This window comes from Micromonospora zamorensis (assembly GCF_900090275.1).
Taxonomy (GTDB): domain Bacteria; phylum Actinomycetota; class Actinomycetes; order Mycobacteriales; family Micromonosporaceae; genus Micromonospora; species Micromonospora zamorensis.
On sequence record NZ_LT607755.1, the window covers coordinates 1,491,852 to 1,504,678 of the forward strand.

The window sequence follows — 12,827 nt, forward strand, 5'->3', positions numbered from 1 at the left end:
TCCCCAGCGGGTCGTCATGCCGGTGTCCGGTCGCGCTGCGGAGGTGCCGGACGGCGGGGCGGCGTGCCGAGGAACTCCGGCGCGGTCGCGGACCCGGCCGCGTTGATTCCCTCGCGGCGCAGCACGGTCCGCACGGTCGCGGCGAGAATCGACAAGTCCACCCGGAGGTTGTGGCTCTCCACGTACCGCACGTCGAATTCCAACTTCTCCTCCCAGCTCAAGCTGTTGCGCCCCCGCACCTGGGCCAACCCCGTGACGCCGGGCCGGACCTCGTGCCGTAGGGCTTGCCGGGGGGAGTAGCGGCTGAGGTATTCGGGCAGCAGCGGGCGCGGGCCGACCAGGCTCATGTCGCCGCGCAGCACGTTCCAGAGCGTGGGCAGCTCGTCCAGACTGGTGGCGCGCAGCCAACGCCCGAGTGGGGTGAGGCGATCGCGGTCTCCGACCAGGCCGAGGTTCAGGTTGGGTGGTCGCATGGTGCGGAACTTGACCAGCTCGAAAGGCTGTCCGTGCAGTCCGGCGCGGCACTGACGGAAGAGCACCGGGCGACCGAGACCCATCGCGACCAGAGCCGCCACGACGATCAGCAACGGCGTGACCAGGATGAGAAGGACCGCCGCCACGACGACGTCGGCGACTCGCTTGCCCCGCTTCGGGCTGCTCCGGGGCAGTGACAGATCGGCGTCCACGAGACCATCAGGCACCGGCACGGTGTGACCTCCCACATGATTTACACAAAAGGTACGCATTTGTCACATCAGGTACACATGACGCGGTGTCACCGAATAGCGACAGTCAGTCCGCATTCCCCCGATCAACCCCGAAACCCCGTGGTCGGACACGGCCAGATCAGCGGCCTTGTGCAGCTCCTGGCGTCGACAGGCCGGGCGGTAGAGTCGCGTCGGCCAGTCGGGCGAGGAAAGAACTGGCCGGTCGGGCGAGGGGGATGGCGTGCTGCACCTGAGGGTGATCGCCCCGGTGGACCTGTCGACGGAGGTCGTCGACCTGCTCTCCGCGGAGGCGGGGGTGACTCACCTCGCCGTGCTGCCTGGTGCCGCCCGGCAACCACCGGGTGATCTCATCCTCTGCGACGTGGTGCGGGAGAGCGCCGACCGCGTGCTGCGGGAGTTGCGGCGGATCGGTGTGGACACCAGCGGCGGCATCGCCGCCGACGACGTCGAGCTGACCATCTCCGATGCGGCCGACCGGGCGGCGGAGGACGCGCCAGGCAGTGGCGCGGACGCGGTCGTCTGGGACGAGATCGCCGCGAAGACCGGCGAGCAGACGGAACTGTCCGGCACCTACCTCGTGCTGATCGTGGTGGCCACCATGATCGCCGGCATCGGGGTGCTGCTGGACCAGCCGATTCTCATCGTCGGGGCGATGGTGGTCGGTCCGGAGTTCGGCCCCCTCGCCGCGCTGTGCGTGGCGTTGCTGCGCCGCCAGCTCGGGGTGATCGGCCGCTCGGTGCAGGCTCTCGTGGTCGGGTTCCTGGCGGCCATGGTGGCGACAGTGCTGAGCACCTGGGCGCTGACCGCAGTTGGCCTGGTCAGTCGGGAGATGCTCCTCGCCGAACGCCCGCTCACCGACTTCATCTGGCGGCCGGACGCGCTGTCCTGGGTGGTCGGTCTTCTGGCCGGCGTGGCCGGGATGCTCTCGTTGACGTCGAAGAAGTCCGGCAGCCTGGTCGGGGTGCTGATCTCGGTGACCACGGTCCCGGCCGCCGCGAACGTGGCGGTGGCCGCCGCCTATGGAGCGTGGGATGAAGCGGGCGGCTCGGCCCTCCAACTGGTGATCAACCTGGCTGCGATCGTCCTGGCCGGGCTGCTCACCCTCGTGGTGCAGCAGGTCTGGTGGAGGGGCCTGGCTCGCCGGTCCCCTCGTTCAGCAACCGGGTGAGCAGCGTCCGCAACGGGATCGACTCACCGTCGCGGCCGCCGGCCCCGACCACCAACGGCGCCGGGCTGGGCTCCGGGTCGACGCCGAACAGCCGGGCACGCAGACCGCCGGGCACGGTCAGCAGGTGGAACCGGCCGTCCACGTCCACCGCCCGGGTCTCGGCCCGGTCGACGTACCAGCCGGTCAGCCTGGTCCGGTAGCGCCCGCGCCCGTCGTAACCCCGGGCGATCAGCCGGGTGGTGCGCAGCCCTCGCCGGGTCGCCTCGGCCACGAACCAGGCCACCAGCTTCGCCGCCTCGGCCTGCTCGGCGGCCCGCCGCCGCGCGTCCGCGTCGGCGTGCGCCCGCACCGCCTGCTGCCGCTGATCCCGCCACGTCCGGCCGTCCGGCTCACTCACGACGCCGACGGTACGTGACGCGGCTCAGTCGAGGACAGCCCGCAGGGTGCGCCGGGCGATCGCGGCCATCACCAGGTTGGTCTCGACGTAGTACGGCAGCGCGTTGATCGCCTGCTCCAGCGCCCATCCGCGCCCGCGCTCCCACGTCGCATCGTCCACGCCGAGCGCCCGCCGGTACGTCTCCCGCGACCCGGCGTCGAACAGGTTCCACGCCGGCATCAGGTCCACCGCCGGGTCGCCCACGTCGACGGCGCCCAGGTCGATGACCGCGGCCAGCCGGCCGTCGCGAACCAGCAGGTTGCCCGGCATCAGGTCGGCGTGGATCCACACGTCGGCCACCTGACACCGCGGGACAACCCGGCAGCGGTCCCACACCTCGGCGAGCCGAGCGGTGTCGGTGAGCTGGACGCTGCTGGCCAGGGCCGACCGCACTCCGCCGTCCTGGTCGGCCAGCGGGCCGCCCCGGCCGGATCCGGACCAGGCCCGGCCACCGGTGTCGATCGCGTGCAGGGCGGTGACGACGCCGGCCAGGTCCCGGGCGAAGGCGTCCAGGTCGCCGAAGCGGCCGGGGTGGATCGGCTCTCCGGGGATCCAGCGGTACGCAGTCCACGGCCCCGGGTACCCCTCGCCCGGCTCACCGAGGCCGAGCGGCTCGGGCACCGCGATCGGCAGGTGCCGGCCGAGCAGCCGGGCGTGCTCCTGCTCCCGCAGCAGCTCGACCCGCAGGTCGGCGCCGGCCGTCGGTTGCAGGGGAAACCGCAGGACGATCTCCGCACCGAGCCGGAAGAGAGCGTTCACCGTGCCGGTCGAGGGGAGCGGACGAACGGGGAGCGCCCGCCACTCGGGAAACTGCTCGGCGACCAGGGCGGCCACCACCTCGGCGCTGACGTCGAGCTGATCGGCGTGCATCTTCACCGCGAGATCATCACGCATCGCTGCGCTGCCAGGCGAGCCGATTTCCCCGGGGTCCGCATCCTTCCTCCGTGGCTCCCTCACTCCGACGGCACATGCAGATTCTGGGGAGCCCGATGCAGGCGGCCCCTGTCGAGCTGCCCCAGATCTGGACCGCCGCCACACGGACTCGCCCCACGAGTGGGGCAGCTCGACAGGTCTCCGTGAGGACCCGTGCCGTGCCGTGGAGCACCGGGCAGGCCGGCGATCGAGGTCGACAGAATCTTGGGTGCTCGGGATGCCGCCCGCGTGGGCGACATCCCGAGCTTGTCGAGCGAGGGCTGCGCGCCCCGCTGGTTGATCAGGCCAGGCCGGCGCGGCGCAGGGCCTCCGCCATCGCGTCATTGGCCGGCGCCGGCGCACCCTGCCGCTGCTGCCCGCCGCGGCCACCCTGCCCGCCACCCTGCCCGCCGCGACCACCCTGCGCGCCACGACCACCCTGACCGCCACCCTGCCCGCCCCGGGAACCCTGCGCGCCGCGACCGCCCTGACCGGCAGGACCACCCTGCGGCCCGCGCTGCGCCGGGCCGCCACGCCCCTCCTGGCTCGTCCGACCACCGCCACCGGCGGCTCCCGGCTCGTCCTCCAGGCGCAGAGTCAGCGAGATGCGCTTACGGGGTACGTCCACGTCGAGCACCCTGACCTTGACCACGTCGCCGGACTTCACCACGTCGCGGGGGTCCTTCACGAAAGTCCGGGACAGCGCCGAGACGTGCACGAGACCGTCCTGGTGCACCCCGACGTCGACGAACGCGCCGAACGCGGCCACGTTGGTGACCACGCCTTCGAGCACCATGCCCGGCGTCAGGTCGCCGATCTTCTCCACCCCTTCGACGAAGGTGGCGGTGCGGAACTCCGGCCGAGGATCCCGGCCCGGCTTCTCCAGCTCGGCGAGGATGTCGGTGACGGTGGGCAGACCGAACCGGTCGTCGACGAAGTCGGTGGCGCGCAGCCCCCGCAGGATGGTGCTCTTACCGATCACCGAGCGCAGGTCCTGACCGGTGGTGGAGAGGATCCGGCGCACCACCGGGTACGCCTCGGGGTGCACGCTGGAGGAATCCAGTGGGTCGTCGCCGTCGGGGATGCGCAGGAAGCCCGCGCACTGCTCGAACGCCTTCGGACCGAGTCGCGCCACCTTCTTCAGTTCGGTACGCGACCGGAACGGCCCGTTAGCGTCCCGGTGCAGCACGATGTTCTCGGCCAGCCCGGCACCGATCCCGGAGACCCGGGTCAGCAGCGGCGCCGAGGCGGTGTTGACGTCCACCCCGACCGCGTTGACGCAGTCCTCCACCACCGCGTCCAGCGACCGGGACAACTTCACCTCGGACAGGTCGTGCTGGTACTGGCCGACCCCGATCGACCGGGGGTCGATCTTGACCAGCTCGGCGAGCGGGTCCTGGAGTCGTCGGGCGATGGAGACCGCGCCGCGCAGCGACACGTCCATCCCGGGCAGCTCCTGCGAGGCGTACGCGGAGGCGGAGTAGACCGACGCGCCGGCCTCGGAGACCATCACCTTGGTCAGGTTGAGCTGCGGGTGCCGCTTGATCAGGTCGCCGGCCAGTTTGTCGGTCTCCCGCGAGGCGGTGCCGTTGCCGATCGCGATCAACTCCACCCCGTGTGCCCCGGCCAGCCGGGCGAGGGTCTCGACCGACGCGTCCCACTGCCGGCGTGGCTCGTGCGGATAGATCGTGTCGGTGGCGAGCACCTTGCCGGTGGCGTCCACCACGGCCACCTTCACGCCGGTCCGCAGGCCCGGGTCCAGGCCCATCGTGGGCCGGGTGCCGGCCGGCGCGGCCAGCAGCAGGTCGCGCAGGTTGGTCGCGAAGACCCGCACCGCCTCCTCCTCGGCCGCCTGCCACAGCCGCATCCGCAGGTCCGCGCCGAGGTGGATGAGAATCCGGGTACGCCAGGCCCAGCGGACCGTGTCGGTCAACCAGCGGTCGGCCGGGCGACCGGCGTCGGAGACCCCGAACCGGCCGGCGATGGCGGCCTCGTAACGGGTCGGGCCGGTCGGCGCGGCGTCGGACTCGCCGGCCTCCTCCGGTTCCATGGTCAGGTCGAGCACGCCCTCCTTCTCGCCCCGGAACATGGCCAGGATCCGGTGCGAGGGCAGCTTCGGGTACGGCTCGGAGAAGTCGAAGTAGTCGGAGAACTTGGCGCCCGTGGTCTCCTGCCCCTCGCGTACCCGGGAAGCCAGGCGCCCTCGCGACCACATCTGCTCGCGCAGCGTGCCGATCAGGTCGGCGTCCTCCGCGAAGGTCTCGATGAGGATCGCCCGCGCGCCCTCCAGCGCGGCGGCGGCGTCGGCGATGCCCTTCTCCGCATCGACGAACCCGGCGGCGGTGGCCCGTGGGTCCTGGGTCGGGTCGGCCAGCAGCGTCTCGGCCAACGGCGCCAACCCGGCCTCGCGGGCGATCTGCGCCCGGGTCCGCCGCTTCGGCTTGTACGGCAGGTAGATGTCCTCCAGCCGGGACTTCGAGTCGGCGGCCATGATCTGCGCTTCCAGGGCCTCGTCGAGCTTGCCCTGACCGCGGATCGACTCCAGCACGGCGGCCCGCCGCTCGTCCAGCTCGCGCAGGTAGCGAAGCCGCTCCTCCAGGGTGCGCAGCTGGGTGTCGTCGAGCAGGCCAGTGGCCTCCTTGCGGTAACGGGCGATGAACGGCACGGTGGCGCCGCCGTCGAGCAGCTCCACGGCCGCCCGCACCTGACGCTCGGCCACGCCGAGCTCGCCGGCGATCCGCTGATGAACAGACTGGGTCACGATCTCGATCCGCCTTCGACTCGATCCGCCTTCAAAGAGCGGGTACCGCCTGCATTCTGCCGGGCGGCCCCCGACGCTGTCGCCGCGCCCGGCCGGGGTGACCGGCGGCGGTGCCAGCGGCCCTGCGCTAGCGTGGCGATCATGGAAACACCTGCGGAGCCGCGCGCCCGGCGGCTCTTCGGCGGCAGCGCCCGGGCCCTCGGCGACCTGACGGCCAACCCGTTCCGCGCCGACCGGGACCGGATCGTCGGCTCGCCGTTCTTCGCCCGCCTCGGCGGTGTCACCCAGGTGATCAGCCCGGTCGGCTCCGGGCTGCTGGTGCACAACCGGCTCACCCACAGCCTCAAGGTCGCCCAGGTGGCCCGGGCGGTCGCCGAGCGGTTGAACGCCGACGAGCGGTGGCGTGACCTGCTGGACAAGCTCGGCGGCTGCGACCCCGACGTGGTGGAGGCCGCTGCGCTCGCACACGACCTCGGCCACCCGCCGTTCGGGCACCTGGGGGAGCGGGTGCTGGACCGGCTGGCCCGCCAGCGCCTCGGCCTCGCCGACGGGTTCGAGGGCAACGCCCAGTCGTACCGGATCGTCACCAGCACCGAGATCCGCGGCGCGGCCACCACCGGGCTGGACCTGACCGCCGCGGTCCGCGCGGCGATGCTGAAGTACCCGTGGACCCGGCTGGACCACCCCGACCCGCACCCGCGCACGATGGACCCGCCGCCGCGCGGGGCCACCCCTCCGCCGGACGACCCGGAGAGCGGCTCGTCGAAGTTCGGCGCGTACCGGACCGAACTCGACGACCTGCGGCAGGCCCGGGAGCCGTTCGCCGGCCGCATCCCGGACTGGCAGCAGACCGTGGAGGCGTCGGTGATGGACACCGCCGACGACATCGCGTACGCCATCCACGACGTGGAGGACTTCTACCGGGTCGGTGTGCTCCAACAGGGGTCGGTGTCCGCCGAGTTGATGGCGTGGCAGCGCGAGAGCGGGCACTTCCGGGCGATCACCGACGCGGCGCTGGCCACCGCGGCCCGGCGTCCGGGGGCGGCGATCGAGCGGTTGCGTCGGCAGTTGCACCGCAAGGACGCCTGGATCGCCGACGACGACGCGTTCGCCGCCGCTGTCGAGCACGTCCGCGAGGAGTTGGTCGACGGGCTGCTGGCGATGCCGTTCGACGGCTCGATCGAGGCCGAGCAGTACGTGGCGCGGTTCTCCGCCCGCTGGTCCACCCGTTTCGTCGAGGCGATCACGGTGACCGACCAGCCGTCGGTGCGCTCCGGTCACGTGCTGCTGGGCTGCGCGCAGTGGCACGAGGTGCAGGTGCTCAAGTTCGTCCACCACCGGTTCGTGCTGGCCCGACCGGATCTCGCCCTGCACCAGCGCGGCCAGGCCCGGCTGCTGGGCACCCTGGTCGAGGCGCTCTGGGAGTGGCTGCTCGACCCGGAGGAGGAGTCGCGACTGCCCCGCCGGCTGCACGACCTGGTCGAGCTGGCCGAGGCGGAACTGCACCCACGGATCCCGGACCGGATCGGCCGCGCCCGGGGGCGGGCCATCGTGGACTTCGTCGCGCAGCTCACCGACGGTCAGGCGGTGGCCATGCTGGACGCGCTCTCCGGCCGCTCCGGCGCGCTCTGGACCGACGCCTTCGTGCTCTGACCCGGCTCAGGCGATGCCTGCTGTGGCCTGCCTCAGGCGACCGACTGCCACCAGCCGTCGACGGCGGGCGGCTCGTCGACCACCACCCGCTCGCCTGGGCGGGGCACGGCGAGGCGCACGTCGCGGGCCTTCGCCTCGGCCCACAGCCGGTCCACCGGCTCGGACCAGTCGTGCAGGGCCAGGTTGAACGTCGCCCAGTGCACCGGGACGAACAGCCCGCCACGCAGGTCGAGGTGGGCGTCGACCGCCTCCTCGGGGAACATGTGGATCGTTGGCCAGGCCCGGTCGTACGCGCCGATCTGCATCAGCGTCACGTCGAACGGCCCGTGCTCGGCGCCGATCGCCGAGTATCCGTCGAAGTAACCGGAGTCGCCGGTGTAGAAGACCTTGCGGCGCGCCCCGGCCACCACCCACGAACTCCAGAGCGTGCCGTCGCGGCGCAGCCCTCGCCCGGAGAAGTGCTGGGCGGCGGTGGCGGTGATCTCCAGCCCGGCGACCCGGTGGGACTCGGACCAGTCCAGCTCGATGATCCGCTCGGCGGGTACGCCCCAGCGGTCCAGGTGCGCGCCCACGCCGAGCGGCACCAGGAACGGCGCGGACTGCCCGGCGAGCAGCGCCCGGACGGTCGGCATGTCGAGGTGGTCGTAGTGGTCGTGCGAGATCAGGATGGCGTCCAGCGGCGGCAGCTCGTCGAGGCGTACCGGTGGTTCGTGCAGCCGGCGAGGACCGACCAGCCCGGAGGGGGAACACCGCTCGCTCCACACCGGGTCGAGCAGCACCCGCCGGCCCTCGATCTCGATCAGCGTCGAGGCGTGGCCGTACCAGACGATGTTCAGCTCGTCGGCGGTGTCGACGGTGTGGGGTGCGCTGGAGCGCAGCAGCGGCACGGGTGCGGTCGGGCGTCGCTTCTGCTTGCCGAAGATCAGCTCGCGGACCAGGTTGCGGCCCGGCTCGGCGACCATCGTGCGGGTGCCGGCCTGGTTGTGGAAGGTGCCCTCACGGAACTGGGGCGAGCGGGCCGCCCGTTCGGCCCGGGCCCCGCTGAGCCGGCCGCCGAGCGCCGCCGGCACATCCCGGGCGACCCAGGCCAGCCCGGCCAGCGCCGCCAGCCCGGCCGCGCCCCGCATCCGCCGCCCGAGCGACCGTTCGACGTCCGTGCTCTGCGCTCGTGCCATTGCCGTCCCTCCGACGTGTCCGCCCTACACGGTAGTCACCCGGATCGGTCCGTGCCTCGGCGGTCGCCACGCCGGGTCGATCGCCGGCAGCGGCGACCGACCCGGGACGGGCTCTAGCCGCCGTTGCTGGGGCGCCGGGCGGTGATCCGGAACGTCCGGCCCACGCCCGCGATCCGGTCCACCGCGGCCAGGAACTTCGGGCCCATGGCTGCCCGGGCCTGGACCGCAGGGTGGGTGGCGCCGAAGTCCTCCGGGTTGGCCTGCCCGTCGGCGAAGAGCGCGTAGGTGAGCACGGCCGCACCGGAGCGGTCGAAGATCACGCCGGCCTCGTGCCGGGCGTCGGCGTACCAGCCGGCCTTGGTGGCGATCCGGGCCCGCTCGTCCGAGGACATGGTGCGCCGGATGCCGTCGGTGAAGGCCACCGGGGAACGCAGGAGACCCAACAGGTACGTGGTCGAGGCGGGGGAGAGCAGCGTGCCGCCGACCAGGGCGCGCAGCAGGTCGTGCGTCTCGCGCGGGGTGCTGGTGCCGAGGAAGAACCGGTTCGGGTTGGCCACCGGCTCAACCTGGGTGTTCGGGAAACCCTTGGCGACCAGGATGGAGTTGATCTCGGCAGCCGGGGCGACCAGCCCGCACAGCCGCACAGCCGTGTCGTCCGAGACGGTCAGCAGATTGGCCAGCACGTGCCCGAGGGTCACCATGCTCGGGTACGCGCCGTCCAGGCTGAAGATGCCGTCACCACCCGGCACGACGATCGCCGCGCTCACCTCGACCTGCTGGTCCAGGGTGAGCAGCCCTCGGTCGACCTTGTCGAGCACCGCCGTGGCGACCGCGATCTTGTTGACGCTGTACGCCTCGATCCGTCGGTCCGCGTCGGCCTCCACCGCCACCACCGGCGTGCCGGCCGGGTCGGCGACGCTGACGTACGCCTGCCAGTTGCCGCCGGCCTCAACGCTGTGCTTGGCGAAGACGGCGGCCACCCGGCGGGCTGCCCGGGCAGGGGTGGTCGGGGTGACCTCGGTGCTCTCGGCGGCGCTCGCCGAGGAGGCGGCGCCCAGCACCGTGCCGGCGGTGGCCACCGTGCCCAACCCGAGTGCCGTTCTACGGTTCAGTCGCATGGTCGATCGTCTCCCCCATCGTGGTGCGCCAGAGCGCTTGCTGGCCCACCACCCTAGGCGAGTTGATCGATCCACAATGCCCCCCGAACAGTTCCGAACAACTCCGAACAGGTCAGCCGAATCGTCGGCGCACTGCCGCTCCGACTGCGCTCGCCGGCCCGGACACGAGTTGCCGCAGGTCGGGCAGGTGACCGCCGCGTACCGCCTCACCGGCCGGGTTCGGGGCGAAGACCGAGCCGTCGTTCGCGGCAATCGACCGTCCACTCAGGCCGGCCAGCCGCATCAACGGCCCGACGAGGATGTCGTAGACGCCCGGCAGCACGGTGAACCCGACCCGCATCACCACGTTGAGCCGGCCCACGGACACCTCCCGACGGGGACGGTCCACACAGTTCACGATGGCCCGGGCCACCCGATGAGGGCTGGCGACCGGCGGCGGAGGTCGCCCGACCCGGCCCAGGTAGTTGGCCGCCTGCTGGTACACCGGTGTGTCCACGCTGCCCGGGTTGACCAGACACAACCGGATCTCCGGGCTGTCGCGCAACTCCTGCTGCACCGTGCGGACCAGACCCTGCAAACCCCACTTGCTCGCCACGTACGCGCTCATGTTCGGGGCGGTGATGTGGCCGAGCACCGAGCCGGTGAGGACGACAGTGCCGGCCCCGGCGGCCCGGAAGTGCCGCAGCGCCACCCGCACCGAGCCGGCAGCGCCGAGCAGGTCGGTCCGTACCACCTGGTCGAAGACCCGCCCGGGCAGCTCGTCGAAGCGACCGTAGGCCATCACCGCCGCCGTGTGCACCCAGACGTCGATGCGACCGAACCGCTCGATCGCCGCGTCGGCGAGCGCGTCCAGAGCGCCCGGCTCGGTGACGTCGGTCGGCACGGTCAACACGTCGACGTCGGCGCACTCCGCGCGTACCTCGGCCAGGGTCGTGGTGGCGCGAGCGGCGAGGACCAGACGGTCGCCGCGTTCGGCGAACTCCCGGGCCGTCGCCCGGCCGATCCCGCTGCTCGCGCCGACGATCACGACCACTCGGCTCACGGCACCGGCTGCATTCGTGACTGCGGGGCTCGCAACCCCGGCTCACTCCTCGCACTCATGGTTCGAGCACGACCTTGATGCAGCCGTCCTCCTTCTTCTGGAACATCTCGTACGCCTGCGGCGCCTGGCTCAGCGGCATCCGGTGGGTGCGCAGGTCCTCCACACCCAGCGGGTCGTCGTCACCGGAGAGCAGCGGCAGGATCTCGTCGGTCCACCGGCGCACGTGGCACTGCCCCATCCGCAGCTGGATGCCCCGGTCGAACATCTCCATCAGCGGCATCGGGTCCGCCTCGCCGCCGTACACGCCGGACAGCGAGACGGTGCCGCCACGGCGAACCGCCTTGAGCGCGGCGTGCAGGACGGACAGCCGGTCCACGCCCGCCCGGTCGGTCATCGTCTGGGCCAGCTTGTCCGGCAACAGCCCGGCGGCGGTCTGAGCCAACTTCCCCGCCGGCGAACCGTGCGCCTCCATCCCGACCGCGTCGATCACCGCGTCCGGACCGCGACCGTCGACCAGGTCGATCAACGCGCCCGGCACGTCGGAGAGCTCACTCACGTCGAGCACCTCGATGCCGTGCCGGCGGGCCAGCTCCAGCCGCTCCGGCACCAGGTCCAGCCCGATCACCCGGCCCGCGCCGAGGTGGCGGCCGATCCGCGCGCAGAACTGCCCGACCGGGCCCAACCCGAAGACGGCCAGGGTGCCGCCCGGAGGGGTGTCCGCGTACTTCACCGCCTGCCAGGCGGTCGGCAGAATGTCGGACAGGTAGAGGTAGCGCTCGTCAGCGCCGGTCTGCGGGATCTTGATCGGCCCGAAGTGGGCCTGCGGGACGCGCAGGTACTCGGCCTGCCCGCCCGGCACCGAACCATAGAGCGAGGTGTAACCGAACAACGCCGCGCCCTTGCCCTCGCTGGTGACCTGGGTGGTCTCGCACTGCGCGTAGAGCTGCCGCTGGCACATCCAGCAACTCCCGCAGGAGATGTTGAACGGGATCACCACCCGGTCGCCGGGCTTGAGCCCGGTCACGCCCGACCCGACCTCCTGGACGATCCCCATCGGCTCGTGGCCCAGGACGTCACCCGGCTTCAGGTACGGCCCGAGAACCTCGTACAGGTGCAGGTCAGAGCCGCAGATCGCAGTCGAGGTGATCTTCACGATCGCGTCGGTGGGTTCCTCGATCCGAGGGTCCGGCACCTCCTCGACCCGTACGTCCCGCTTTCCCTGCCAGGTCAGTGCCTTCATGTCCCTCGTCCCTTCTCACGCCGTCTCGAAAGACTGCTACCCGGGCTCGGGCACTTGAACCTGCTGCGCACTCCGATGTCCGGGTTGTTCTCGGCCCTGCCTGTGGTTGATCGACTCGTGTTCCTTGAAGTCGCGGTATCCGAGGTGCGATGACGCCCCGACTTCATGAAATCCGAGTGGATCAAGCAGTCGCGGCCAGTGCGGCGGCGCGGGCGGGTCGGGCCAGCGTGGCGTGGGCGGGGCGGGTCAAGGCGGCGGGCAGCAGCGAGGTGTGGTGTCGCCAGGCAGGTCGGCGCGGGTAGGGCGACTGGCACGTGACGGCGTGTCGGCAAGGTTCACGAAGGGTCCGCGATCGGAGCGACCGGCGTACCGCAGCGAAACCGCAACTCACGGACCACCCATGACCAAGGTCAGGGCTGGGGCGACCGTCCCCGGGCGGAGGGATCAAGCCTGACCGCCCGGAGCCGGGGACGGTCGCCCCAGCCCCACCGCAACCACAAACCGAACGCCGAACCAAAGACCGAACGCCGAGTCCCAAGGACCGAACGCCGAGCCAAGGACAAACGCCGGACCGCCGTACCCCCGAAAACAGCG

At 72.0% G+C, this 12,827-nt stretch carries 10 protein-coding genes; 2 read left to right on the forward strand and 8 right to left on the reverse strand.

Features of this window, described 5'->3' with window-relative positions; translation table 11 throughout:
* Positions 1–14 precede the first annotated feature (14 nt).
* On the reverse strand, positions 15–701 hold the full coding sequence (locus tag GA0070619_RS06680; RefSeq protein WP_231927308.1) for a sugar transferase: 687 nt from the start codon (positions 699–701) through the stop codon (positions 15–17).
* A gap of 247 nt (positions 702–948) precedes the next feature.
* On the opposite strand from GA0070619_RS06680, the gene GA0070619_RS06685 reads away from it, so the two are divergent.
* Positions 949–1,896 carry a DUF389 domain-containing protein gene (locus tag GA0070619_RS06685; protein WP_088947253.1) on the forward strand — a complete coding sequence of 316 codons (948 nt, stop codon included), beginning with the start codon at positions 949–951 and terminating at the stop codon, positions 1,894–1,896.
* Here the strand turns inward: GA0070619_RS06685 and GA0070619_RS06690 are convergent.
* The 3 genes from GA0070619_RS06690 to GA0070619_RS06700 all read right to left on the reverse strand — a co-directional run bounded on the left by GA0070619_RS06690 (position 1,826) and on the right by GA0070619_RS06700 (position 6,005).
* The gene (locus GA0070619_RS06690) at positions 1,826–2,293 is read right to left on the reverse strand and encodes a hypothetical protein (RefSeq protein WP_088947254.1); all 468 of its coding nucleotides are present in this window, start codon (positions 2,291–2,293) and stop codon (positions 1,826–1,828) included. The genes GA0070619_RS06685 and GA0070619_RS06690 overlap by 71 nt on opposite strands.
* Positions 2,294–2,317: 24 nt before the next feature.
* Complete coding sequence (locus GA0070619_RS06695; RefSeq protein ID WP_231927309.1) at positions 2,318–3,226, reverse strand: aminoglycoside phosphotransferase family protein; 909 nt, start codon at positions 3,224–3,226, stop codon at positions 2,318–2,320.
* A gap of 319 nt (positions 3,227–3,545) precedes the next feature.
* Positions 3,546–6,005 (reverse strand): Tex family protein, encoded by a 2,460-nt coding sequence (locus GA0070619_RS06700; RefSeq protein WP_088947255.1) that lies wholly within the window; start codon positions 6,003–6,005, stop codon positions 3,546–3,548.
* 141 nt (positions 6,006–6,146) lie between these two features.
* On the opposite strand from GA0070619_RS06700, the gene GA0070619_RS06705 reads away from it, so the two are divergent.
* A complete protein-coding gene (locus GA0070619_RS06705) occupies positions 6,147–7,658 on the forward strand; it encodes a deoxyguanosinetriphosphate triphosphohydrolase family protein (RefSeq protein WP_088951603.1) in 1,512 nt (503 codons plus the stop codon).
* Positions 7,659–7,690: 32 nt separating this feature from the next.
* Here the strand turns inward: GA0070619_RS06705 and GA0070619_RS06710 are convergent, their stop codons facing one another.
* The 4 genes from GA0070619_RS06710 to GA0070619_RS06725 all read right to left on the reverse strand — a co-directional run bounded on the left by GA0070619_RS06710 (position 7,691) and on the right by GA0070619_RS06725 (position 12,233).
* The gene (locus GA0070619_RS06710) at positions 7,691–8,833 is read right to left on the reverse strand and encodes an MBL fold metallo-hydrolase (RefSeq protein WP_088947256.1); all 1,143 of its coding nucleotides are present in this window, start codon (positions 8,831–8,833) and stop codon (positions 7,691–7,693) included.
* A 113-nt stretch (positions 8,834–8,946) separates the two neighbouring features.
* Positions 8,947–9,951, reverse strand: coding sequence for a serine hydrolase (locus GA0070619_RS06715; RefSeq protein WP_088947257.1), 1,005 nt, complete (start codon positions 9,949–9,951; stop codon positions 8,947–8,949).
* Between the two features lie 112 nt (positions 9,952–10,063).
* Complete coding sequence (locus GA0070619_RS06720) at positions 10,064–10,993, reverse strand: SDR family NAD(P)-dependent oxidoreductase (protein WP_088947258.1); 930 nt, start codon at positions 10,991–10,993, stop codon at positions 10,064–10,066.
* A gap of 55 nt (positions 10,994–11,048) precedes the next feature.
* Positions 11,049–12,233 (reverse strand): zinc-dependent alcohol dehydrogenase, encoded by a 1,185-nt coding sequence (locus GA0070619_RS06725; RefSeq protein WP_088947259.1) that lies wholly within the window; start codon positions 12,231–12,233, stop codon positions 11,049–11,051.
* Positions 12,234–12,827: the final 594 nt, after the last annotated feature.